General features: G+C 47.2%; 19 protein-coding genes. 10 read left to right on the forward strand and 9 right to left on the reverse strand.

The window, feature by feature from the left end; translation table 11 throughout:
- The first annotated feature begins 13 nt into the window (after nt 1–13).
- Both ACJJI3_RS22635 and ACJJI3_RS22640 read left to right on the forward strand, forming a co-directional pair.
- Entirely contained in the window at nt 14–2197 is a 2184-nt protein-coding gene (locus ACJJI3_RS22635) for a S9 family peptidase (RefSeq protein ID WP_444940995.1), read from the forward strand.
- A 304-nt stretch (nt 2198–2501) separates the two neighbouring features.
- Nucleotides 2502–3170 (forward strand): DNA-3-methyladenine glycosylase I, encoded by a 669-nt coding sequence (locus ACJJI3_RS22640; protein ID WP_444940996.1) that lies wholly within the window; start codon nt 2502–2504, stop codon nt 3168–3170.
- A 91-nt stretch (nt 3171–3261) separates the two neighbouring features.
- On the opposite strand, the gene ACJJI3_RS22645 is transcribed toward ACJJI3_RS22640, so the two are convergent.
- Complete coding sequence (locus ACJJI3_RS22645; RefSeq protein WP_444940997.1) at nt 3262–4050, reverse strand: SIMPL domain-containing protein; 789 nt, start codon at nt 4048–4050, stop codon at nt 3262–3264.
- Between the two features lie 373 nt (nt 4051–4423).
- Here ACJJI3_RS22645 and ACJJI3_RS22650 point away from each other — a divergent pair, with 373 nt between their 5' ends.
- Nucleotides 4424–6622 (forward strand): hypothetical protein, encoded by a 2199-nt coding sequence (locus ACJJI3_RS22650; RefSeq protein ID WP_444940998.1) that lies wholly within the window; start codon nt 4424–4426, stop codon nt 6620–6622.
- A 137-nt stretch (nt 6623–6759) separates the two neighbouring features.
- Here ACJJI3_RS22650 and ACJJI3_RS22655 read toward each other — a convergent pair whose 3' ends face one another.
- On the reverse strand, nt 6760–7368 hold the full coding sequence (locus tag ACJJI3_RS22655) for a class I SAM-dependent methyltransferase (RefSeq protein ID WP_444940999.1): 609 nt from the start codon (nt 7366–7368) through the stop codon (nt 6760–6762).
- Between the two features lie 638 nt (nt 7369–8006).
- Here ACJJI3_RS22655 and ACJJI3_RS22660 point away from each other — a divergent pair.
- The gene (locus ACJJI3_RS22660) at nt 8007–9224 is read left to right on the forward strand and encodes a hypothetical protein (RefSeq protein ID WP_444941000.1); all 1218 of its coding nucleotides are present in this window, start codon (nt 8007–8009) and stop codon (nt 9222–9224) included.
- A gap of 86 nt (nt 9225–9310) precedes the next feature.
- Here the strand turns inward: ACJJI3_RS22660 and ACJJI3_RS22665 are convergent, their stop codons facing one another.
- Entirely contained in the window at nt 9311–10225 is a 915-nt protein-coding gene (locus ACJJI3_RS22665; RefSeq protein ID WP_444941001.1) for an alpha/beta hydrolase, read from the reverse strand.
- Between the two features lie 72 nt (nt 10226–10297).
- Here ACJJI3_RS22665 and ACJJI3_RS22670 point away from each other — a divergent pair, with 72 nt between their 5' ends.
- Both ACJJI3_RS22670 and ACJJI3_RS22675 read left to right on the forward strand, forming a co-directional pair.
- Nucleotides 10298–10828, forward strand: coding sequence for a redoxin domain-containing protein (locus ACJJI3_RS22670; RefSeq protein WP_444941002.1), 531 nt, complete (start codon nt 10298–10300; stop codon nt 10826–10828).
- Between the two features lie 93 nt (nt 10829–10921).
- Nucleotides 10922–11365 carry a hypothetical protein gene (locus tag ACJJI3_RS22675; protein WP_444941003.1) on the forward strand — a complete coding sequence of 148 codons (444 nt, stop codon included), beginning with the start codon at nt 10922–10924 and terminating at the stop codon, nt 11363–11365.
- A gap of 152 nt (nt 11366–11517) precedes the next feature.
- On the opposite strand, the gene ACJJI3_RS22680 is transcribed toward ACJJI3_RS22675, so the two are convergent.
- Nucleotides 11518–11904 (reverse strand): DUF2750 domain-containing protein, encoded by a 387-nt coding sequence (locus tag ACJJI3_RS22680; RefSeq protein WP_444941004.1) that lies wholly within the window; start codon nt 11902–11904, stop codon nt 11518–11520.
- A gap of 435 nt (nt 11905–12339) precedes the next feature.
- Here ACJJI3_RS22680 and ACJJI3_RS22685 point away from each other — a divergent pair, with 435 nt between their 5' ends.
- From ACJJI3_RS22685 to ACJJI3_RS22695, 3 genes are read left to right on the forward strand one after another with little or no spacing between them, the layout of a single operon-like run.
- Entirely contained in the window at nt 12340–13056 is a 717-nt protein-coding gene (locus ACJJI3_RS22685) for a hypothetical protein (protein ID WP_444941005.1), read from the forward strand.
- Nucleotides 13057–13069: 13 nt separating this feature from the next.
- Nucleotides 13070–14083, forward strand: a complete 1014-nt coding sequence (locus ACJJI3_RS22690; protein ID WP_444941006.1) for a sensor histidine kinase — start codon at nt 13070–13072, stop codon at nt 14081–14083.
- A 12-nt stretch (nt 14084–14095) separates the two neighbouring features.
- The gene (locus ACJJI3_RS22695; protein WP_444941007.1) at nt 14096–14842 is read left to right on the forward strand and encodes a LytR/AlgR family response regulator transcription factor; all 747 of its coding nucleotides are present in this window, start codon (nt 14096–14098) and stop codon (nt 14840–14842) included.
- Between the two features lie 155 nt (nt 14843–14997).
- On the opposite strand, the gene ACJJI3_RS22700 is transcribed toward ACJJI3_RS22695, so the two are convergent.
- The 5 genes from ACJJI3_RS22700 to ACJJI3_RS22720 form a co-directional block, all read right to left on the reverse strand.
- On the reverse strand, nt 14998–16242 hold the full coding sequence (locus ACJJI3_RS22700; RefSeq protein WP_108734126.1) for a ribonucleotide-diphosphate reductase subunit beta: 1245 nt from the start codon (nt 16240–16242) through the stop codon (nt 14998–15000).
- A 74-nt stretch (nt 16243–16316) separates the two neighbouring features.
- A complete protein-coding gene (locus ACJJI3_RS22705; protein WP_444941008.1) occupies nt 16317–16451 on the reverse strand; it encodes a hypothetical protein in 135 nt (44 codons plus the stop codon).
- Between the two features lie 203 nt (nt 16452–16654).
- On the reverse strand, nt 16655–19594 hold the full coding sequence (locus ACJJI3_RS22710) for a ribonucleoside-diphosphate reductase subunit alpha (protein WP_444941009.1): 2940 nt from the start codon (nt 19592–19594) through the stop codon (nt 16655–16657).
- Nucleotides 19595–20401: 807 nt separating this feature from the next.
- Entirely contained in the window at nt 20402–21316 is a 915-nt protein-coding gene (argF, locus tag ACJJI3_RS22715; RefSeq protein WP_444941010.1) for an ornithine carbamoyltransferase, read from the reverse strand.
- A gap of 22 nt (nt 21317–21338) precedes the next feature.
- A complete protein-coding gene (locus tag ACJJI3_RS22720) occupies nt 21339–22523 on the reverse strand; it encodes an acetylornithine transaminase (protein ID WP_444896447.1) in 1185 nt (394 codons plus the stop codon).
- Nucleotides 22524–22840: 317 nt separating this feature from the next.
- Between ACJJI3_RS22720 and grxD the strand changes: the two genes are divergently transcribed.
- Nucleotides 22841–23173, forward strand: a complete 333-nt coding sequence (gene grxD / locus ACJJI3_RS22725) for a Grx4 family monothiol glutaredoxin (RefSeq protein ID WP_282933784.1) — start codon at nt 22841–22843, stop codon at nt 23171–23173.
- Nucleotides 23174–23207 lie beyond the last annotated feature (34 nt).

Here is a 23207-nt window from a genome sequence, read left to right on the forward strand (position 1 = left end):
GAGAGACGTTTTTATGAAGAAAACTACGGCGACATTATTATTCGCTCTTGGTTTGGCGGGATGCGGCGAGACAGAAAATAATCAAGTAGCAGAGGACAAAACCTTGTTTAGCGAGCAGGCTTCCGCTCCAGTAGCCAAGAAAGTGCCTCATAAAATGGTTATGCATGGCCATGAGCGTATCGATAATTACTATTGGATGCGCGATGATGAACGTAAGGCGCCAGATGTTATTGCTCATCTGGAAGCAGAAAATGCTTATACCGATTCGGTAATGCATCACACCAAAGAGTTACAGGAATTACTCTTTGAGGAAATGACTGGCCGTCTGGAGAAAGATAAATCAACGGTTCCTGTTTATTATAATGGCTACTGGTATTACAGCCGCTATCTTCCCGAGAAAGAATACGCGATCCACGCGCGACGTAAAGGGACCCAGGAAGCACCTGAAGAGGTTATGCTGGATGTGAATATGCTGGCTGAAGGCCACGGCTACTTTAGTGTAGGGCGCCTGGCGGTTTCTCCCAGTAATCAATTGGTAGCATATCCTGAAGATAGTGTTGGGCGCCGTGTTTACACGATTCGCTTCAAGGACTTAAAGACCGGTGAGATGCTGCCAGATAAATTGGAGAATGCTTCACCAGTTGCCGTTTGGGCAAACGATAACCAAACTGTCTTCTATATCAATAAAGACCATCAAACTCTGCTCGGCTATCAGGTAATGCGCCATAAGTTGGGTACGCCGCAGAGTGAAGATGTTGTTGTTTACGAAGAAATGGATAAGGCTTTCTATACGTGGATTTCCAAATCCCGGGATGGAGATCTGATACGCATTCACCACAGTTCTACAACTAGCAGTGGCCAGTCAATCCTGGATGCGAACACCCCTCTTGCTGATTTTACTCCCTTATATCCCCGGGAAGAGGACCATGAGTATTCAGCGCTAAAGTTAGGGAATGATTTTTATATCATGACTAACTGGCAAGCTGAAAACTTCCGCCTTATGAAGGTTGACATGGATGACGCAGCAGATAAGTCTAATTGGCAGGAAGTAATACCTCATAGTAGTAAGGTTTTGTTGGAAGATTTCACTTTATTTGATCATCATCTGGCAGTAATAGAACGAAAAGCGGGACAAACGGGCCTCCGAATTATCAATTTAGAGAATAATAAGGACCTTCAAGTCGGGTTTAATGATCCAGTATACAGACTGGGCTTGAGTTCAAATCCAAACTTGGACTCAGAGAGTGTTCGAGTATCTTATTCGAGTTTAACGACACCAAATAGTGTTTATGAAGCCAAGCTGGATAGTGGCGATTTGGAATTGCTTAAGCAAGACAAAGTTCTGGGCGGTTTTGATCCAGAGCACTATCAGAGCGAGGGTATCCTGGTAGCGGCACGCGATGGTGTTAAAGTGCCGGTATCCTTGGTTTATCGTAAAGATAAATTTAAGAAAGATGGCTCTAATCCATTACTGCAATATGCCTATGGCTCATACGGTAATACCATTGATCCCTGGTTCCGCTCTTCAGTGGTGTCTTTGCTTGACCGAGGTTTTGTATTTGCTATTGCCCATATTCGTGGCGGCCAAAAGTTGGGGCGTGCCTGGTACGAAGATGGAAAGATGTTCAATAAAAAGAATACTTTCACTGATTTTATCGATGTTACCAAGGCGTTGGGGAAATTAAAATATGGCGCCCCTGATAAGATCTTTGCTTCAGGTGGCAGTGCCGGGGGGCTGTTGATGGGCGCGGTAGTCAATATGGAGCCGGATTTGTACCGGGGAGTTACTGCGGCGGTGCCATTTGTTGATGTGGTAACTACCATGCTTGATGAGTCAATTCCCCTGACTGTTAATGAGTATGACGAGTGGGGCAATCCTAATAATAAGGATAGTTATGAATATATGCTTTCCTATTCTCCCTATGACCAGGTGAAAGCTCAGGATTACCCCAATATGTTGATAACCACTGGGCTACATGATTCCCAGGTGCAATACTTTGAGCCAATGAAATGGGTGGCAAAGTTACGCGAATTGAAGACCGATGAAAATCAGTTGTTATTCAATACCAATATGGAAGCAGGTCACGGTGGCTCTTCGGGTCGTTTCCGTCGCTATAAAGAGACAGCTTTGCAGTATGCGTTTTACCTTGATTTGCTTGGGTACAAAAATGGAGAGACTGATAAGAAGGTTAAGTAATAAATATGTTATGCTTATTTTAGAGATGTAGGTCTGATTATGGGTAGCTAATTATTCTTTATATCTCTACTTAAGTATCATGTAAATAAAGGGGAGCTAGCTCCCCTTTATTTATTGGGGAAACTGAAATGTCCTTTTCTTTTTCAGTTTTCTGAAATATTAACTTCTAGAGTCAGTTGGCTTTCGCGTTGTTTAGGTAGGATAAACACGCACCCCCTTGTTAGTATTCCGCTAAAAATCTAAATACTTTGAATTTCTATTTATAGGCGTAGAATGGAGATAGATTTACTGGAAGGTCTGAATTATGCGTGAGTTCGCCGCCATTGAGGCACCTGTGATTGATCGATTTGGAGGGGTAGATGGACTTCAGTCGAAGCTGGTGAAGCCAAAGCCTGCGCAGCTCTTGAGAGAGATACATGATAGTCAGTGGTTGTCATCGGCATCCCGGGCTGTTTTTCAAGCCGGTTTTAGTTGGAAGGTTGTTGAAAAAAAGTGGCCGGATATAGAGAAGATCTTCTATGGCTTTGATGTTTCGTTCTGTCGTTACTTACCGGAGGAGGCATTAGATGACCTAATGCGGCAGGACGGTATGATCAAACACTGGACTAAAACTCGCTCCATTCAAAGAAATGCAGACTTCTTTTGGCATTTATCTAATGAGCATGGAAGCTTGGGTGCGTATTTCTCTAGCTGGAATACAGGCAACTATATTGAGAATCTTCTCTACTTGCGTAAAGGTGGTGATCGACTCGGCGGTAAGACTGCCCAAGTATTTCTAAGACGAATGGGAGTTGATACTTTGGTTTTTGCAAGTGATACCATTCGAGCCCTTATACGAGAGGGGGTTATCGGCAAGTCTCCCTCCTCTAAGAAAGACTGGGCAGCATTAAAGGAAGCTATTGAAACTTGGCAGTCCCAGTCAAATCGTAGTTTGAATGAGATTAGCCAGATATTGTCCTTCTCTGTTGGGTAGGCATGCTTGGATCCAGGGTCGGTAAGTGGGGTATCAGTTTGGCAGGAACCACTATTCGCGGCTTCTGCCGGCCTCGCTGCTTGATCGAAGTTTATTCAGTTATGTGTGCCGGTCTAACCTGGAACTCCACCGACAGTGAAGCTTCATACTGGACCTCGTCGAATGAGCTAGTTTCTGTTTCGATATAGGAGTCCGAAAAACTATCTTTTAGTTTTCCAGCTCTACCCCTGGCAGCGGTAACGACAACCTCTTCCACCGCACCAGCACCCGCCGTCCCATAAAAGCCAATATTTTTTGTACGGATATTAACTGGAATTAGTTGAATACCGAGCGTCTCCTCATAATCCGCTTTTTGCGCCATAATTTTTGCCAGTGCCTTGGATTGTACTTTTTTTGTGTATTCAGAGGTTTCTGAATGTTCAAAAGAGGTACTTACTATATCTACTTCTTTATTTTGGTCAGTTAGTTCTGCGATTGCCTGTAAATGGTTTTCCTGGTCTATTGTTACCGCTACTCTATTTATCACTTTATAGCTGGATGGGTTTTTGCCCAGCCATCCAAATTGAGGAGAAGATGAGAATTTGGAATTCTTGATCTTGGATCCGTCTATTCCAGCCTTGATTAATCTTTGGGTTAAGTTTTTTCGCAGGGAGCTGTTGCTGGCAATGGCGTCTGATAACAATGGCTCCTCAGTCGTGACAATCACATTCACAATGGCTTGATCAGAGTAAGCGGTCTCTTTTGCGTTGCCATGCAGGGTAACAATTCTGGATTCCGGATAAATCAGACCGCGTAAGTCTTGTGGAGTACCCGTAATTTCAGGAACGGCCTGTGACAGGGTGGGAATGATTAGTGCAGCAAATAAGGCTAGTCTTTTCATATTGACACTTCCATGTAGGGAGGAGTTGATCTTCCAGTACAGTACTGGTCCAGTGTATTTCAGCGAGACTATATCGGTTTTACAAATTTGGAGCTAATTGTTACAGCTGTAATAGCTAGCCAGTACCTTTGTGCTCAAACTATTGCCCAATTCCTGTCTGGGCAGTGATATCTCAACTATTTGGTGGCCCGGCACCGTTTATCGGCGAAGGATTACCGCTTATCGCCCTCCAGATATTTCGAAAACCAGTTCACAGACAATCGATTGCATTCCTTTAAAGTTCACGCCCGCTGTCACATTGGGTATACAAACTTAGTTAATGGCAGCAAGTAATAACAAAAAATTTTAGCGGCATACAAGTTGGGCGGAACTGATGGGTTTACTAATTAATAAGAAATTAATAGCGCTTGCTTTGACGGCGCTGCTGGCTGCATGTGGCGGTGGTGGAGGCAGCTCCTCCTCGGATTCAGACACTTCGTCAACAGATGGCGGCAGTGACCAGGGCGGTAGTGGAAGTGGCGGTCAAGGGACTTCCGGTGATGATGATACTCCGATTTCAGATAATGTAGGGACCACGGTTGTGGTGGGGGATGTAGAAGTCACTGACTTGGGCTTTGCTTCACTGACTGCGATTGATGTGACTTTACCAGAAGGTATGAACAACGCTCGTGAGGTCTACCAGATGGCCCACTATATTGCGCGCACTGATGGCGAGCAGGACGAAGAGGATATTGATATTCCAATTCGGAACTATACGGCGACCTGCGCAACAGATACCGATACTCCCAGGATGTTTGTTTCCACTACTTTGTCAGAGGGGAGCAGTGCTGCGGATACCACTTACGGTTCTGTATATGAGTTGCAGTATGATCCAGATACCTCCAGTTTTGAACCAACGGGTAATGCCACGATTTTAAATCAATGCTACGAATCCCACGGTATAGCCGTTAGCGCTAACTGTTCCACAGTGGCGGTACTGTGTAATACAGAATATCGAGCCAGCGAACGCTATGATGTGGAGGTAGATCTAGTTGAGCAATACGGCTCAAGCTGGATGAAAATGGAAGACAATATTGACTTGATTGAATCCCGTATAGCCAATGAAATTGGTCTTATGGTGGCAACCAATCACGGTAAGTATATCGACTTTTTTACAGAGCACCCGACTCTGACATTCGATGATTTTCTTGCCGGACTGGAAGCAAACTTCCCCGATACTGATTTTGGAGATTCTCCCTCGTTCAGCACGATTAAAGGGTCTGATATGCAGGAGGAGATGGAATACATTATTACCAGTCTCTCTTCTGGTGACTATGACGATTTACTGCAGCACATTCGAGATGCCAGTTACAGCTATAACGAGCAGATTTGGCTGCTAGAGTGGGAAAATCAGCCTTTAAGTGAAGTTCCTGATGCTTACGTAGTAAATAAAATGCACGGTGGAACTCATCTTGGCGCACAAGAGCTGATTTATGTTGAGGATGACAGCCAGGTTCGTAGTAGCTATGGTTTCTCAGTTTCTGCACGGGTATTTGATGGAAATGGGAGTTCTCACTATTCGGCAGGCTTAACGGTTATTGACCGTAATAATTGGTCCCTGGATATGAGCAGCTCAGATAATCGCGGTTGGTATTGGGCCTGCGGCAATGGTCATGTAGTAAACATTCGCTCATTCTATAATCCAGACAATGAGATGTTTGGTGCAATTTGTACCAGTGATTGGAACGACTGGATAGGTAGCACTCATGGGCAACTCGGAACCATTGCAGTGAAAATGGAAACTTCCAGTTCGTCTACAGAAGGGCGCTTTAATCACTTCGTACCATCAACGTCTGCGATGGTATCAAATGGTGGCGGTCATACTGTTGTACCAGTGGATGCCAATACGAACCTTTCTTTGATTGTCTCGCCTAAATATATTGAAGATGCGGATATGGATCGCTTTCTTCAGGACGAAGTCGGTATTGATCCATCTGGGGAAGGCCCGTTTGATGATGATTGTGCAGATTACGACACCACAAACTGTTTCCTGTCCTACATGAGTTATAACTATTGGGAAGATGACGATAGTTTCTCCACAATAACAAGGCAGGGACTTTATTCCGGTGATGCATTAGACTCCAGCTCTTTAACCCGTATTGGTATCGCCAAAGTCAGCTCTACCGGTAGTATGGAAGGCCAGGGTTTTAATTGGTTGGTTGAGGATGATGATTGCCAAATTAGTGATCCACAACTTATTGATTTAAAAAATGGACGTTACTTATTTGGGTATGCAAAGTTCCAGTGTATTTCTGATAACCTGGCCTATAACCGTATTTATGCCGACAGCGGCTCTAAAAGATTATTAGTGCCAAAAGCCTTTTATGTAATGGAAGTCGATGCAGATCTAAACGTACTTGAAGGGCCAATCGAGTTACCTAATTATGGATGGGGTGGTTTGGATGAACCTATGTACTTAGGCGATGGAAAAGTGGCTTGGACTTATATTAAAAACCCCACCTATGACAACTATGTGAGTGGTCAGCAAAATGTTTGGCAGGCGATGATTTACCATTCAAATAGCGTTAATTAATTTTTTCTCCTGAACTGTTGTAATGATACTGGGAGATAAATTTGGTAAGGGGGCTCCCCCTTACCGCCCTCCTGCTTTTTTTACTGGAATTCGTCCTGATGTCTGAAATATGGCCACGTATATGGGGAATAAAGAAGTTACTTTTTTGCTATCAAAAAAATTGATTCCTTACTAGGCTGCCACTCCTGATCAATAAGAAAACCAACTCGTGTAAGCTTGTCTAAAAGCTCCTGCCTGTCAATTTTGTGGATATAAGGGGCCAGGTTTATGCGTTGCATCACTGGGATCAAGAATCGCCAATTGCTTTTCTTAACTAATACAGTGCTTGATACAAATATGCCCCCGGATTTCAATAAATTGTAAACTCGCGCGATAGCACCATCTATATCCTCGATAAGGTGCAATATATTTAACCCTAAGATGGCGTTAAAACTATCTGGTTCGAATTTTAGTGAACCTAAGGTGCCTTGTTTAAAATTTATGTTTTTTATGGAAGCGATTTTTACTTTTTGCTTAGCAATATCCAGCATCTTCTCGGAAATATCAGTAGCAGTTATACTGTTCACATAGGGAGAGTGATGAATAGCGGTGCTGCCGGTGCCGCATCCAAATTCCAGTACAGACCAGTCTGCCTGAAAATATTCTTGTGTTATAGCCAGTTTTCTCTTGTAACTTTTTAAATCTTTTATAGGGCTTTTGGCATAGCGCGCTGCAGTTTTATCCCAAAACTTTTTTGGCTCTATCATTTTTCCTTCCTACCGTAGATGTTCAATGAGTATGCATTCGGTCGGCGGATAATCTACTACTAGATGATTACCTTTTGATTTTAAGTATATGTAGTATATTTCCCGAATCGTTAGACTCTAAAAATTATCTCCGTAGAGGTGCTCATATATTTATACCTTGTAATTCTTGCTGCATGTTTTAATTTAGTGCCACAATTTTTTATGGAAAGGGTGCATAACGTGTCATAGGTATATCGATAGAAAAGTGGCTACGATACTTGTGTGCTACGATAGGGGTTGATCAAAATTTAAACGATTTCAACCTTTTCTTTACGTAAGTTATTTCTTCGAAAAGATAGCTTGCTCCAAAAGTTTTTTAGAAGTGCTCACTCACCTTTAGCTTCATCAATACTGTGACCTAGAGCGAAGTCGCGGTTCTTAGTTTTTGCGAACTATGTCACATTCATCTAAGCCTCCTTCTCTTTATGACTAAATAGTCATATTGCTTGTCGCCCTAAGATTCTGTTTGGCGCTATTAGTCATATTCTTGGCACTAATTAACCAGATACCTTTCGCAAGCCATAAAACAGTCTCGGCAACATAAAAAGACAATTTAAAAAATTGGGATCAAGCCCGAGCAAAAATAAAAGGACATCACAATGACACTTTGTCAACGATTGGGTGCGAGCTTCTCTTTACTATTAGCGGGGCTTTTGGGATCAGCCTCTGCTAGTGCGGATAACTGCTACATCCTGGTTCATGGCCATGGTACTGAGGGCCATATTAAGCAGCGTACTAACTCCCAGGGTAATCTTGAGCAGCCGGCTTTAGATTATTGGAGTGAGGCTTACTTCGATGAATACGCGGGTAGTGACTTTATTGAACAGTTGCGTGTAAATGGCGGCAATTACGGTGTGGTTGGTTACAACTCCACCGATGAGGGCGAGATGCCCTACTGGCATGACGGCACAGCGGGTGAAATCGCTCGGCAGATAATCGCTATTCGCAATGGCGAAGGCGATGATTATGAGCATGAAAACCAGTGTGCTGCTGATGATACTTTCTACGTGATTGCCCACAGTCAGGGTGCCACCCAGATGATGTACCTCGCAGGCAATGCCGTACCGGGGTCCCCTTACTATAACCGTGCTTACAACCAGCTGGATTCCAATACTGTGACCGAAACCTCGAAGGTTTGTACTGGCTCCTGGTTCTGGAAAAGCTGTAAGACGAAAACCGAAACCGTTAATGTCGCAGGCCTGAATGATAGTTACGCGGTTGAAGTGGACTTTGACACTGCCATTAGCGGTATCGCGGCAATCTTTACTACTGGTGGTGCAATCACCGGTACTGAGGGGGTTGATCGACTGTGTAACGGTAGCTGGATCGAAGATTTGATCAACGATTGGTTTATCGGTCGCGAGTGCGCAGCAGTACGTTACCTGCAGACTAATGATGTCTATGCTGTGCGCAACTATGTCGGCACCAACCTGGCTGCACCGGTTTATACCATTGGAGGCTACGCCGGTTTCCCTGGTATTGAGAGTGCTAGCTCTTTGCTGTTGGGCGGTGAGGACGATGGTTACATCAATCTGGCTTCCCAGATGAACTGTTCTGGTTCTGCTAAGCGCAACTTGTGGTCAAACCTGAAGGAATACAAGACCTTCCTGGGTATCGCTTACGGAAGCGCTATCTTCTCCTGCGATAATGACAATAAGGGGACAGCGCGTTCCTATAACCTGGCGAGTATTTATACCGATCATGACGCTCAGCGTAACGGCGGTATTATGGCCCCAGACTACACTGGTATCCCCGATGGCCTGAACTGTGGTGCCGGTAAAAATACGGCTGGTCGTATTGCTGCCTGTACAGAGTAATTAGCTCATCGTTTTAAAAAAGCCCGCTTAAAAGCGGGCTTTTTAGTTTGCGGGAATCACATATTTACTTCAATTAGTTTTTAGCTCTAGTGATCCTCTACCACTTGCAAATTGTTCTCTGCTTTCATACGAGATATTTCGATCTCTTCTGCAAAAATCTCGTGGATGCCGAAACGGTAACTGTCAGTACTATTTGCCGCATGGGTACCGCCTGGAATCGTTGTAAATGCAATGCGCCAGGGAGTGGTCTCTTGTTCTTTCCAGTGCTTATGCCAGGAGAGTGCATCTTTGCGCAGGTTTGGCATGTCTTTGGAGCCACTTGTTACTACCAGAGTCAGATCCTCTCTTGTCGCTTGTACAGGTTCCCTGTAGAAAAATTCCTGTTGTGGTAAGAAGGTGGCATTGCTGGCTATCAATCCTTTAAACAAGTCGGGCTTAGAAAATGCCGTGTAAAGCACAAAATATCCCCCTCGACTTTGACCGAAGAGAACTCGTTGCTGAGGGTCTACCGCGTAGCGGCTTTCAACTGCTGGTAAGAGCTCCTGCTCTAGAAAGTTGAGAAACTGAGGTGCACCGCCATACTTAAGTGTGTCACTGTCACCGGGTAGTGAAAAGTCAAAACTGCGATGATTGATCTCGGGTTTAAATGAGCCGTAAGCAATACCTACGATAATCGCCTCGGGGGCGTAATCATCGTAATGCATAAACAGGTGATTAGTAGCCAAAATTGGGAACAGTGAATCCCCATCGAGGAGATAAATGACCGGGTAGGTTGTATCCTCGTTTGGATTATAGCCCTCAGGCAGGCGAGTATAGATATGGTAGGGGCGCCCAATAATCGCTGAATCCAGCTTAAAGTAGTCCCCTTTCAGGGCAGGTAAGAACTCAAGAGGCTGGGAATGACTTTCAGGAGAAGAGTTACTTTGGTGGTTAGCAGGGCAGCCACTTAGCAGTCCGGCTGCTAATAGCGTTGATAGAAAACGAATAAGGGGCTTTTTCATCGAGTCTCCTATACTAACGGTGGGATTCATTGGTTGACTAAGTCTCTTCTTATATTCTCAAGTGGGGTGCTAATGAGCAATATAAAGCTTGCTGCTGGTATCGATTTTCCTGCAATAGAAGTAAAGCGACTTGGTGGAGGTGAGTTGGTACTGGGGAAGCTTGAAGGTAGTTTCCCTTGGCAAATGGTAGTCGTTTACCGAGGTAAGCACTGCCCACTTTGTACCAAGTATTTGCGTGTCTTGAGTGTACTACTACCCCGCTATCATGCGGAGGGTATTGACGTGGCTGTTGTCTCTGCCGATACGGAGGAAAAAGCTTCTCTGCATATGGAAGCAATTCAGCCGGGGTTTACTGTCGGTTACGGTTTATCAATACCCCAAATGCAGCAGCTTGGGCTCTATATTTCAAAACCCCGCTTCCCTGAAGAAACAGATAGGCCCTTTGCTGAACCGGGTGTTTTTGTCATCAACGAATCTGGAAGGTTGCAAATAGTCGACATTTCCAATGCACCTTTTGCGAGGCCTGACTTGCAAACGCTATTGGTGGGTATCGAGTTTATCCGAAATCCTGATAACCATTACCCAATTAGGGGAACATATTAAGATTTTTTAAATACCCTGCTAATTCAGGGAGCTATATTTTGGATTAAAAGTTTGTAGTAAAGTTAGAGGTCTGGAATTTAAGGGGGTAGGGTAGTGACGAACGCTTTTCTCTCTGAGGTGAATAACTTCAAGCTTAATCCAATTGATAATAGTAAAGTCGTATTAATTGATGGCTCCAACCAAAGAGCTATACCCGTTTATGGTAGAGAGATTGTTGCTCAATACCAATTTCTCGATAAAGTGTTAGTTATCCTACATGATTGGTGGTCTCTGGATCAGGGAGTTAATATCTACTTACTCTCTAGAGGAAGAGTTTTGGATTTTGCTTTGAGTTCGGATATCGACTTATGGGGAGATTTAGATGACGTGAAAGTTATCCAACCGGATACTATTTGCTTTTCTTTTCCGAATGCTTTGCACTGGCGACTGCGCTGCTATAAGCGGGCAAGGCCGGCTTTATATCTTTCTCTTCCTTATAGTTTTTGGTGGCGTCGAAACTTATTTTATTCCTGGTTTTCATTGCAACGCCTCAAGTGAATAGTATATATAAATATCAGGCGGCGAATCTGTAATTGTATATTACCCAAGTGAGATAACAGATGTTTACCCTGTTATCTCACTTTTATTCAATAGAGCTGAACTTTCTTTGTCGGATTTTTGAAGCGATAGCTTCAACGTGAATAGCCTATTTAGACGTTGTTCAGTTCTTCCCGTAGATCGATCTCTAGTTCCTCTGAGCTAGTAATCCATACGCTTTTATCCGGCGCAGGAAACACACCTATTTCAATGCCGTCACCTTTTAAGCCAGAAAGCCACTTCTTTAAAAACTGTGGTAAGGGAATGCTTTTAGGGGTGAGGCCCGTTTCATTCTCAGCATAGGCTTGGGCAAATTCAGCGCTTGGCCATACTGGCAGATATTCAAAGCCACCATCTTCATCGGTGTGTATTTTAAGAAAGCAATTTTGGCTATCGATCAGTATCCAGATCTCCCGCTCTTCTCCGGCTATGCTCAGAAAATACTCGTAGCGATCTTCACAGCTCAAGGTGGCAATATCATTCAAATCAAGGGTACTCATAGAGAATTCACAATCATAAATTTAAGACGGGCGGCTACAACAGGCAACGCCTTCTTGGGGGCGAGTGTAGCTAATATGAGTTATTATGCGCCAATTCTGAATCTTGTCCAAACTGTTTGACCTATTGATAGGCGTCAATGGTGATCTGTAAGGGCTTTAGTGGAACATAAGTCTAGTTTGAGGGAGGTAGCAAGAATAGGGGCTCATTATATGCTGTACTCCCAAAGTCACTATCTAAAACGATGATTGCTATTGTTATCTGACTGTACATATCTCAAAAACAATCCTCTCGATGTTGCATAAGGATCTCGTGCGCATATCTTATTTGGCTTTTCCCCCTGTTTATTTGGGTTCTCCCCCTGTTTACAACTTTTCTCTAGAACACTTTCCTTCTACCCCCTAACTTTGAGGTTCTATTTGAGTGAGGTGGTTAACATGGAAAATCAAAGACAAGTATCAAGTCATCAAAGAAAAATTAATGTACTTCTAGCATTGAGCGTAATTTTTTTGGGCGGCTTAACGGGGTTTAAGAGAGACACCGTTGAGTTTGAAGAAATTTTTGTCGAGCGAATCAATATTGTAGAAAAGAACGGCTTGAATCGTATGGTTCTAGCTAACTCAGATAAGGCGCCAGGGGTCGAAAGGTATGGGCGAGAGGTATTTCGATCAGAGTCGTCTAGACCTGGGATGATTTTTTACAATGATGAAGGGACTGAAAATGGGGGATTTATATTTCGAGGAAGTCAGGACGATGGTATAACTAACCATGGGTTACACCTATCTTTTGATAGATATAATCAAGATCAAACTCTAATGGTGCAACACATTGAAAGTTCTGATTATATGGTCACAGGCCTTACAGTAATGGACCGTCCTGATCAGGATATGGATTTTGATCTGTCTAAGGAGTTTAGTGAGGCTAAAAGGCTTGGCGATAAAGAGCGAATAGAACGGCTAGCAAAACTGTATAAAGAAGAAAAGCTTGGTGGGACTAGAAGGGCTTTTTACGGTACCCTAAATGGGGATTCGAAGCTTCAGCTAAATGATATTGATGGAAACAAACGTATTCAGCTAATGGTTACCAAAGATGGTGAGGCAAAATTAGAGTTTCTCGATATCAATGGTCAGGTTATTATGCGCCTTCCGCAATAAATAAAGTATAAAGATGAGCAAGGCAGCCATTATTTTTTTGACGACGTGTTTCTCAATTTTGGTTGTCTTGTACTCTGCTACAATAAAAGCTACTCCGGGAAGTGCCATCGTTATACATTATGATGCACCAATTTGGATTGTATTACAGTGCTTTCTCTCTCAATGGTTGTCGTTGAAAGTATATGGTACGTTAACGCCAAGTAAAAAAAGGGATAATATATCCATTCAATTCTTCCTTGCAGTTTTTGTAATTAGCGGCTTTATCTACCTTTTCCTGGCAATATTTCTTACTTTGTCTTTGGAGCTGTTCTTTGGTATCCAGGAGATAGATAGAAGACATGTGTCCTTACTTGCGTTGAGTTTGATTTTTTTACATGTTTTAAACTATGGTGCAGTTACTTCCTTCAAGCTAATTAAAGGGGTTAATGATCAGCGTCTAGATTTGGAGAGGGTGCAAAAGTTACTTTTGGAGAAGCAGCTTGAAGCTATGCAGCATAAGCTGGATCCTCATTTCTTATTTAATAATCTAAATGTTCTGTTGGCACTTATAGGTTCCAATCCTGAGGTAGCTGATGAGTTTCTAGATAAGTTTACAAATATCTATCGCTATGTCTTAGAATGTCAAGATTTCAAAACGGTAAGTCTTGATCGTGAAATTGCTTTTGCAATGGATTATATGTCATTGATGGAGCAAAGGTTTTCTCATGCGTACAAATTAGATGTTGAATGTAGAAGAAATACTTTATATCAATATGTAACTTTACCTTGCTCTCTTCAGTTGGCGTTGGAAAATGTAATCAAACATAACCAGGGGGATAGGGAGAGCCCTTTATGGGTTAAAGTGATAGTTACTGATCATTGGCTTGAGGTGAGAAATAGGATAAGGCCAAAAGTTACAACGGTTCCTTCAGGAAAGTTGGGGCTTATAAACCTGAGGGAAAGATCGGAGATGATCCTGGGTAGGTCAATAGAAGTCACGCAAAAGGATGGTGAATTCATGTTGCGCCTTCCACTAATCTGTAACTAATGTAATCATTTGATGAATATTCTATTGATTGAGGATGAGCCGTTAACGGCTGAGAAGCTAAAGAAGTATATATTGAAGTATAACTCTCAAGCCATAATCTTGGGTCCGTTGGATAAGGTTGAAAAGGTTCGGAGGTTTTTCCTGAAGGAAATTGAGTTAGATCTTATATTCTCAGATATAGAGCTGCTCGATGGGCCAGTGTTTCATGTGTTGAATGAGATTGATTTACCCTGCCCGATTATATATACCACCGCCCATGACTCCTATTGGATGAATGCTTTTCAAAATATGGGAATTGAATATTTACTTAAGCCATATTCTTACAAGCGTTTTACCGGTGCTATGCTGTCTTTCGAACAGTTAAAGAGTAGTTTTTCGAATAAAACTTATGCGAAGGAAGAACCGGCTGGCGGCGCTGGATTTAGATATAGATTTCTATTGAGAAAGGGAGGAGGTGTAGAGGTTTTATGGGTAGAAGATATTGTTTGCCTAAGAGCTGGGCAAGGAATTATTGTTGCTCACGATAAAAAAGGGATGACTCACTCGTTAGTGCAACAGTCGGTGACTGATCTTGAGTCCCAGCTGAACCCTCAAAAATTTATTCGAATCAATCGTAGCGATATTGTCAATATCCAGTATGTGCAGCGCTTTGAGGCTTATGGTAAAGACACTCTCGCCATTCATCTCTCAGGTTTGAACGAACCTCTCATAACTAGTAAGACAAGAAGTTCTGCTTTTCGGCGCTGGCTTGATAGTTAAAGTTAGGCAGTAGTATTTGTGGGGTGAATACTAAGGAAGATCTTCAGCAAGCTATTGTTAGAATAAAAAAAACGGGCATTAAGCCCGTTTTCAATACTTCTCTTCCTGTGAGCGACTACTTTCTCCTTTTTAGTAATTCGCTAACCAGGAAGCGCTTACCACTGCAGTGCGCCGCCGGTTTGGTATTCGATAACGCGGGTTTCAAAGAAGTTTTTCTCTTTGCGCAGGTCCATAATTTCAGACATCCACGGGAATGGGTTCTGAGCGCCAGGGAACTGCTCTTTCAGGCCCAGCTGGCTAAGGCGGCGGTTAGCGATAAACTGGAGGTACTCCTCCATCATATTCGCATTCATGCCGAGTACGCCGCGGGGCATAGTGTCGCGGGCATAAGCTACTTCAAGCTCCATACCCTCGAGAATCATCTGGGTCACTTCCTGCTGGAATTCCGCTGTCCACAAGTGTGGATTTTCCAGCTTAATCTGGTTGATGACGTCAATGCCGAAGTTCAGGTGCATAGACTCGTCGCGCAGGATGTACTGGAACTGCTCGGCAACACCGGTCATTTTGTTGCGGCGACCCATGGACAGGATCTGGCTGAAGCCACAGTAGAAGAAGATACCTTCAGTGACTGCGTAGAAGGCGATCAGGTTGCGCAGCAGCTCCTGGTCGGATTCAACGGTGCCGGTTTTGAAGTTGGGATCACCGATGGCCTGGGTGTGGGACAGGCTCCAGGCCGCCTTTTTGGCAACCGCAGGCACTTCGCGGTACATATTGAAGACTTCACCTTCGTCCATACCCAGGGACTCTACACAGTACTGGTAGGCGTGGGTGTGAATGGCTTCTTCAAAAGACTGACGCAGCAGGTACTGGCGGCACTCCGGGTTGGTGATATGGCGGTAGATCGCCAATACCAGGTTGTTAGCAACCAGGGAGTCTGCGGTAGAGAAATAGCCCAGGGAGTATTCCACGATGCGACGCTCGTCCTCGGTTAGACCGTTGGGGTCTTTCCACATGGACACGTCTTTGTTCATGTTGATTTCCTGGGGCATCCAGTGGTTGGCGCAGCCGTCCAGGTATTTTTGCCAGGCCCAGTCGTATTTAAAGGGAACCAACTGGTTGAGGTCAGCGCGGCAATTAATAATGCGCTTTTCATCTACCTGGATACGGGCCGCACCCATTTCCAGTTCTTCCAGGCCGGGAGCCGGGTCCATATTAGCAACTGCGGCACGGGCGGCATCAACGGCAGTGGAGCCGCTTTGGGCCGCAGGCGACGCCGGAGCGGCTGTGTAGGAAGCGCTGGGCTCCTGCACGGATTTTGCCTGGGCCTCCGGCGTCGGTCGCGGTTCGGTTGCTTTTTCAGGTTGTTGGGGCTTGGTGTCGATGTCGTCCCAGCTCAGCATAGTTGGCCCTTTTGATCGGTCTCACTATCGAAAGTTCGATAAAAAATTCTTAAATCTTCCTGGTGTATTACTCACTAATTGTGTGCAACCAGGGATGACATACCGGTGATATTTTTTACCGGTAATAATTCATTACAGGCTTGTATTTTTAACTCGCCTGGGCACAGAAAATCCTGTGCCAGATCAATTTTTGCTGCGCTTTTGTGCATTTATTTGCACTTAATTTTCGCTGGCAATTGCACTGGGTTTTCTCGGGAAAATAAGCCGCAGCCGATCCCCGGTCCCTATGGTATTACCCACTATTAAAATAATGGGTGGACCGGGGTCGCTGCGCATGGTCATGCCCGCACTTGCGGTTACGACGCTCTCCCCCGAGAGTCAGTGCAGCCCCTATAAAAAAGGGGCTTAAATTTTACTGGCAGGCCTCGCAATCCGGGTCGTCCAGTGAGCAGGCCTGAGGTACTGCGGCCGGTGCAGGAGCAGCTTGCTCAGCAGGTACTGCCGCAGCCATTCCGTTGCTACCGCCGTGTGCACTTACCGCGTTCAGGGTGCCGCTATTCACCGTAGATTTCTCTGTGGTAGTGGCAGCCAGTGCGCGCAGGTAGTAAGTGGTTTTCAGGCCGCGGAACCAAGCCATGCGATAGGTCAGGTCCAGCTTCTTGCCGTCGGCGCCGGCAATATACAGGTTCAGGGACTGGGCCTGGTCGATCCACTTTTGGCGACGGCTGGCGGCGTCCACAATCCAGCGCGGCTCCACTTCAAACGCGGTGCAGTATTTCGCTTTCAGGTCTTCCGGTACGCGATCGATTTTCTGTACAGAACCTTCATAGTATTTCAGGTCGTTAACCATGACCTGATCCCACAGGCCGCGATCTTTCAGATCGTGTACCAGATAGGGGTTTACTACGGTGAATTCGCCGGACAGGTTCGATTTCACATACAGGTTTTGGTAGGTCGGTTCGATCGACTGGGATACTCCGGTGATATTGGCAATGGTCGCAGTAGGAGCGATCGCCATCACGTTGGAGTTGCGCATACCTTGGGCTTTGACTTTCTCGCGCAGGCCATCCCAGTCCAGAGTGGAGCTGGTGTCCTGTTCGATAAACTGCTGTCCGCGCTGCTCAGCCAGGATCTGGATGGAATCCAGCGGCAGAACACCTTTGCTCCACAGGGAGCCTTCGTAGGTCTGGTACTTGCCGCGCTCGGCAGCCAGGTCGCTGGAAGCGGAGATGGCTTCGAAGCTGATCGCTTCCATGGTGTTATCGGCGAAGGCCACGGCTTCGTCGCTGGCATAGGCGATGCCGGCCTTGTACAGCGCGTCCTGGAAGCCCATCAGGCCCATGCCCACCGGGCGGTGACGCATGTTGGACTGGCGTGCACTTTCAACTGCGTAGTAGTTGATGTCGATAACGTTATCGAGCATACGCACCGCAGTTTTTACGGTATTGGCCAGCTTGGTGCGGTCGAGTTCACCGTTCTCACCAATGTGTTGAGCCAGGTTGACGGAGCCCAGGTTACACACGGCGATTTCGTCGTCGGCCTTGGTGTTGAGAGTGATCTCGGTGCACAGATTGGAGCTGTGAACCACACCGGCGTGTTGCTGCGGGCTGCGCAGGTTGCAGCTGTCTTTAAAGGTGATCCAGGGGTGGCCGGTTTCGAACAGCATGCCCAGCATCTTGCGCCACAGGTCTAGTGCGCGGATCTTCTTGAACAGACGCAGCTTGCCTTCGGCAGCCAGTTGCTCGTAGTGGTTGTAGCGCTCTTCGAATGCGGTACCGAACAGGTCGTGCAGGTCCGGGCAATCGGCCGGGGAGAATAGGGTCCACTCTTTGTCTTCGAACACGCGCTTCATAAACAGGTCGGGGACCCAGTTGGCGGTGTTCATATCGTGGGTGCGGCGGCGGTCGTCACCAGTATTTTTGCGCAGCTCGAGGAATTCCTCGATATCCAGGTGCCAGGTTTCCAGGTAGGCACAGACAGCGCCTTTGCGCTTACCGCCCTGATTCACGGCTACTGCGGTGTCATTGGCCACTTTCAGGAAGGGCACAACACCCTGGGACTTGCCGTTGGTGCCTTTGATATAGGAACCCAGGGAGCGCACCGGCGTCCAGTCGTTGCCGAGACCGCCGGCCCACTTGGACAGCATGGCGTTATCTCGGATAGCACCGTAAATGCCGTGCAGGTCGTCCGGTACCGTGGTCAGGTAGCAGGAGGACAGCTGCGGGCGCAGGGTGCCGGCGTTGAACAGGGTCGGGGTGGAGCTCATGTAGTCGAAAGAGCTCAACAGATTGTAGAACTCTACCGCACGCTCGTTTTTGTTCTCTTCATTAATGCTGAGGCCCATGGCGACGCGCATAAAGAAGATCTGCGGCAGCTCGAAACGAATATCGTCGCTGTGCAGGAAGTAGCGGTCGTACAGAGTCTGCAGGCCCAGATAAGTGAACTGGTGATCGCGCTCGCCTTTTAGAGCTTCGCCGAGTTTTTCCAGGTCGAAGGTGGCCAGTGCAGGGTCCAGCAGGTCCAGCTCGATACCCTTTTTCACGTAAGTGGGCAGAGTAGAGGCGTATAGCTTTTCCATCTCGTGCTGGGTGGCGCGCTCGGCAACACCAAGGAAGCGCAGAGCTTCGGAGCGCAGCTTGTCCAGCAGCAGGCTGGCGGTAGCGAAGGTGTAATTGGGCTCCTGCTCAACCAAGGTGCGCGCAGTGATTACCAGCGCGGTGTTGATATCGTTTTCGGAAACACCGTCGTACAGGTTTTTCAGGGCTTCGTTAAGAATTGCCGCGCTGTCGACATCTTTGAGGCCTTCACAGGCTTCTTTGACAACGGTGCGCAGGCGCTCCATATCCAGAGGTGCAAGGCTGCCATCGTCCTGCTTTACACGGATGCTGGGGTGGGCATCGACGGCTTGCTCGGCAATTTGAGCAGTTTTTTCTTTCTCTGCGCGCAGGCGGGCGTGTTCTTCGCGGTAGAGTACGTAGTCGCGGGCAACCTTTTGTTCACCGGCGCGCATCAGGGCCAGTTCTACCTGGTCCTGGATCTCTTCAATGTGGATAGTGCCGCCAGAGGGCATGCGGCGTTTGAAAGTGGCACTGATCTGGCTGACCAGTTCTTCAACTTGCTCGTGGACACGGCTGGAAGCAGCGGCGGTGCCGCCTTCAACAGCGAGGAAGGCTTTAGTGACGGCGACGGCAATTTTGCTGTCGTCGTAGGGTACAACGGTGCCATTGCGCTTGATTACGCGGATCTGGCCCGGTGCAGTAGCGGCCAGAGTCGTGCCGCCAGTCGCCTGGTCGCTGGAGGTGCCTGATTTTTCCGCAGGCACGGCTTGAGAGCGCCCTGTCTCTGTGTGCATGTAAATCTCCGAAAGGTTTGTTCTGTTGTCTGTCCGCGTGCGTTCAAAAGAACGGCGGCCACATGACTGTGTGGCATGGCGGAGCGTGTCCTTCGCTTTGCCAGTGTTTATCCACAGCTGTGGACACTGGAAACAGGCGGCTTGTCACCGGCTATCTGAAAAGGTTTGCCAGCTGCTGCCTGTGGCGGAAATTCCATTCCGCCCGCTTACCTCTGATTCTGCTTTGAAAAAAGCAGCGCCTGACGCCCACCGCCAAAAAGTGTGGTGGTGCGCCGGAATTTGCCCCACATAATGGGGGTGCTCTTGAGCCTCTACCCCAATATATAGGGGGTCGGCCTCGAGTGCGCTACAAGATAATGCGGTAGGCGGGTCAGTTCAAGGCGAATAACTATGTAGTTGTTTGTGGATAAATTGTGGGTAGAGGTGCTGAGTCAGTAGCCACTTTCGCGGCAGAGCCCGCCAGCCCTGGGCTGCAAAGGAGTGGGTGCCGGGAAAGAACGCTGGGTACAGTGTCTTACAATTTTTTTTAATAGCTAGAGCGCTGTAAATTAACAACGGCAATAACCATTTGCAAATGGCTGCTCTTTGAGCAAAGTGGTACTCAATTGCTCAATTTACTGACGCTTATTTAATTCTGACATCTTGGCTGGCTGTAAATTAGTCGTTGGCGCCGATTGCTAAATTTAGCGATCTCTTGGATTTTTTGTCGCCAATCGCATCTTTTATACGTTGTCGGGAGGAGAGGCGCAGGGGAGTGAGTACAGGTAGCAGGGTACAACCGCAGGAGTGGCTGTACCCTTTTAGGGTTTATCGACTGTGGTCTTGGAGGAATTCCATCAGGGCTTTTTGCGCGTGAAGGCGGTTTTCAGCCTCATCCCATACCACCGAGATGTTGCCATCCTCTAAAAGTTCGGCACTCACCTCCTCTCCACGGTGGGCGGGCAAGCAGTGCATAAAGATGGCATCGCTATTGGCGTGGCTCATCAGCTCATGGTCCACGAGGAAGCTCTCGAAGGCTTTCAGGCGGATCTGTTGTTCAGTTTCCTGTCCCATGGAAGCCCACACATCGGTGGCCACCCAATCGGCCCCTTTAACAGCCTCCACCGGATCGTGTACTACGGTGACCCGATCACTTGCCGAAGCGAGGATATTGGCGTTGGGTTCGTAGCCGGGCGGGCAGGCTATACGCAGCTCAAAATTGCACAGGCGGGCAGCATTAATATAGGAGTGGCACATATTGTTGCCATCGCCGACCCAGGCGACCACCTTGCCCTCAGGGCTGCCGCGGTGCTCCACAAAGGTTTGGATATCTGCGAGCAGCTGGCAGGGGTGGTAGCTGTCGGAGAGGGCATTAATCACCGGTACCTTTGAATATTCTGAGAAGCGCTCCAGTACCTGGTGGCCAAAGGTGCGAATCATCACCATATCCACCATGCTGGAAATTACTCGGGCGCTGTCTTCAACGGGCTCCCCGCGGCCTAACTGAGTATCGCGGGGAGATAGGAAGAGGGCGCTGCCGCCCATCTGTGCCATACCGGCCTCAAACGAAACGCGGGTGCGAGTAGAGGATTTTTCAAAAATCATCCCCAGCACTTTGCCGCGAAAAAGGTCGGTATTTATTCCTTGAGCGCGCAGTGTTTTGAGTTCGATTGCGCGTTCAATAATTTGCTTGAGCTCTTCCGAGGACAAGTCTGTCAGGGTGAGAAAATGTCTGATCGCCATAAGCTGTTCTCCTTTTTTTGCATCAGACTGCTTGCAGTGCAAACTGGTGAATCAGTGAGCTGACATCGTTTGCCAATTGATGGCACTCGTCGTCGCTGAGTGTGAGTGGGGGGAGCAGGCGCACTACATTGCCGGCGGTAACATTTATCAGCAATCCGCGCTCGCGGGCTATGTCCACCAGTTTGGCACAGGGCTGCTGCAATTCTATTCCGATCATCAGCCCCAAGCCCCGCACCTCTTTGACCTGGTCGCAATCGGATAACTGCTGTTTGAGTTGGTGCTGCAGGCGTTGCCCCAATGCCTCGGCGCGCTCTAACAGCCATTCACTTTCCAGCGTATCGATCACTGCCAGTGCGGCACTGCAGGCTAGAGGGTTGCCTCCAAAAGTGGAGCCGTGGGTGCCCGCAGAAAATAATTGTGCGGCAACTCCCCTGGCCAGGCAGGCTCCGATGGGGACACCGTTACCCAGTCCTTTGGCAGTGGTCACCACGTCGGGCAATATGTCCGCATGCTGGTAGGCAAACATTTTGCCGCTGCGGCCGTTTCCGGTTTGCACTTCATCCAGCATCAGGAGCCAGTTATGTTGATCGCAGATTTCGCGCAATTGCCCCAGGTAGTTGGAAGTGGGCACGCGTACACCGCCCTCTCCCTGAACCGGCTCAACCAGCACTGCGACAATATCGTTGCGCTCACCTGCGAGCTTTTCGATGGCTGCGGTATCGTTAAACGGCACACGTAAAAAACCCTCGGGCAGAGGGCCGAAGCCCTCTTGGATTTTTTCATTGCCGGTTGCTGTCAGGGTAGCCAGGGTGCGGCCGTGGAAAGCGCTTTCCATTACCAGGATTTGAGGGGTTTCAATGTTGCGGCTATTGCCTAGCCGCCGCGCTAATTTAATCGCTGCTTCATTGGCCTCAGCTCCAGAGTTGGAGAAAAACACATTGTCCATACCGGATAGCTGTACCAGCTTGTCTGCCAGTTTCTCCTGTGCAGGGATATTGTAGAGATTGGATACGTGTAACAAGGTCCGAATCTGCTCGTGCAGGGCCAGGGTTACTTTGGGGTGGCAGTGGCCAAGGCCGCAGACGGCGATTCCAGAGATTGCATCCAGGTATCGTCGGCCCTGATCATCCCATACATAATTGCCTTCACCCCGCACCAGTGTGAGGGTTCGATCGCCATAGTTTTGCATGAGTGTCGGGGTGGCCACCGGGGCATCTCCTTAAATATTGACTATTTGGACTATCTGTTTCCCGCAGAAAATTCTGTTTAAGCTTTCTAATCTGCACTTTATATTGATTGGGGCAATGGTAACACAGCCTTTATAAGCTGTGTGCTATCTGGCTGGCTGAATTTTCAACATGGTATCCGGTGTTGCAGATCTGCGGTTTTTGCTTTCATCGAGGGGATGGTGTACTTATTGCCGGCCCCACTGGGGTACAATGGATGCCGGCGCGCTATACCAGATGATGGTATGGTGCCTGTAAACTTACTTTTTGCTTCGACCACCTGAGGTTTTTCACGCTTATGGATACACTGGAGAACATCAAGCAGCAGATCGCTGATAACACCATTCTGCTTTATATGAAAGGTAGCCCTAATGCCCCCCAGTGCGGCTTTTCCATGCGGGCCTCCCAGGCGATGATGGCTTGCGGTAAGCGCTTTGCCTACGTTGATATTCTGGCTAACCCGGACATCCGCGCTGAGCTGCCTAAGTATGCGAACTGGCCGACCTTCCCCCAGCTGTGGGTTAAGGGCGAGCTGATCGGTGGCTGTGACATCATTATGGAAATGCATGAGAACGGTGAGCTGAAAACCTTGATTGATGAGGCATCAGCGGAGAGCGAAGGCGAGGATTAATTTCCGCTTTTGCTCCAATATGTCTGCTGCTATA

Source organism: Microbulbifer maximicatervae (SeqCode), from assembly GCF_052466985.1.

Coding starts and splice junctions, on each gene's coding strand:
- ACJJI3_RS22635 (WP_444940995.1), top strand. CDS start 14: ATGAAGAAAACTACGGCGACATTATTATTCGCTCTTGGTTTGGCGGGA.
- ACJJI3_RS22640 (WP_444940996.1), top strand. CDS start 2,502: ATGCGTGAGTTCGCCGCCATTGAGGCACCTGTGATTGATCGATTTGGA.
- ACJJI3_RS22645 (WP_444940997.1), bottom strand. CDS start 4,050: ATGAAAAGACTAGCCTTATTTGCTGCACTAATCATTCCCACCCTGTCA.
- ACJJI3_RS22650 (WP_444940998.1), top strand. CDS start 4,424: ATGGGTTTACTAATTAATAAGAAATTAATAGCGCTTGCTTTGACGGCG.
- ACJJI3_RS22655 (WP_444940999.1), bottom strand. CDS start 7,368: ATGATAGAGCCAAAAAAGTTTTGGGATAAAACTGCAGCGCGCTATGCC.
- ACJJI3_RS22660 (WP_444941000.1), top strand. CDS start 8,007: ATGACACTTTGTCAACGATTGGGTGCGAGCTTCTCTTTACTATTAGCG.
- ACJJI3_RS22665 (WP_444941001.1), bottom strand. CDS start 10,225: ATGAAAAAGCCCCTTATTCGTTTTCTATCAACGCTATTAGCAGCCGGA.
- ACJJI3_RS22670 (WP_444941002.1), top strand. CDS start 10,298: ATGAGCAATATAAAGCTTGCTGCTGGTATCGATTTTCCTGCAATAGAA.
- ACJJI3_RS22680 (WP_444941004.1), bottom strand. CDS start 11,904: ATGAGTACCCTTGATTTGAATGATATTGCCACCTTGAGCTGTGAAGAT.
- ACJJI3_RS22685 (WP_444941005.1), top strand. CDS start 12,340: ATGGAAAATCAAAGACAAGTATCAAGTCATCAAAGAAAAATTAATGTA.
- ACJJI3_RS22690 (WP_444941006.1), top strand. CDS start 13,070: ATGAGCAAGGCAGCCATTATTTTTTTGACGACGTGTTTCTCAATTTTG.
- ACJJI3_RS22695 (WP_444941007.1), top strand. CDS start 14,096: ATGAATATTCTATTGATTGAGGATGAGCCGTTAACGGCTGAGAAGCTA.
- ACJJI3_RS22700 (WP_108734126.1), bottom strand. CDS start 16,242: ATGCTGAGCTGGGACGACATCGACACCAAGCCCCAACAACCTGAAAAA.
- ACJJI3_RS22705 (WP_444941008.1), bottom strand. CDS start 16,451: ATGCACAAAAGCGCAGCAAAAATTGATCTGGCACAGGATTTTCTGTGC.
- ACJJI3_RS22710 (WP_444941009.1), bottom strand. CDS start 19,594: ATGCACACAGAGACAGGGCGCTCTCAAGCCGTGCCTGCGGAAAAATCA.
- argF (WP_444941010.1), bottom strand. CDS start 21,316: ATGGCGATCAGACATTTTCTCACCCTGACAGACTTGTCCTCGGAAGAG.
- grxD (WP_282933784.1), top strand. CDS start 22,841: ATGGATACACTGGAGAACATCAAGCAGCAGATCGCTGATAACACCATT.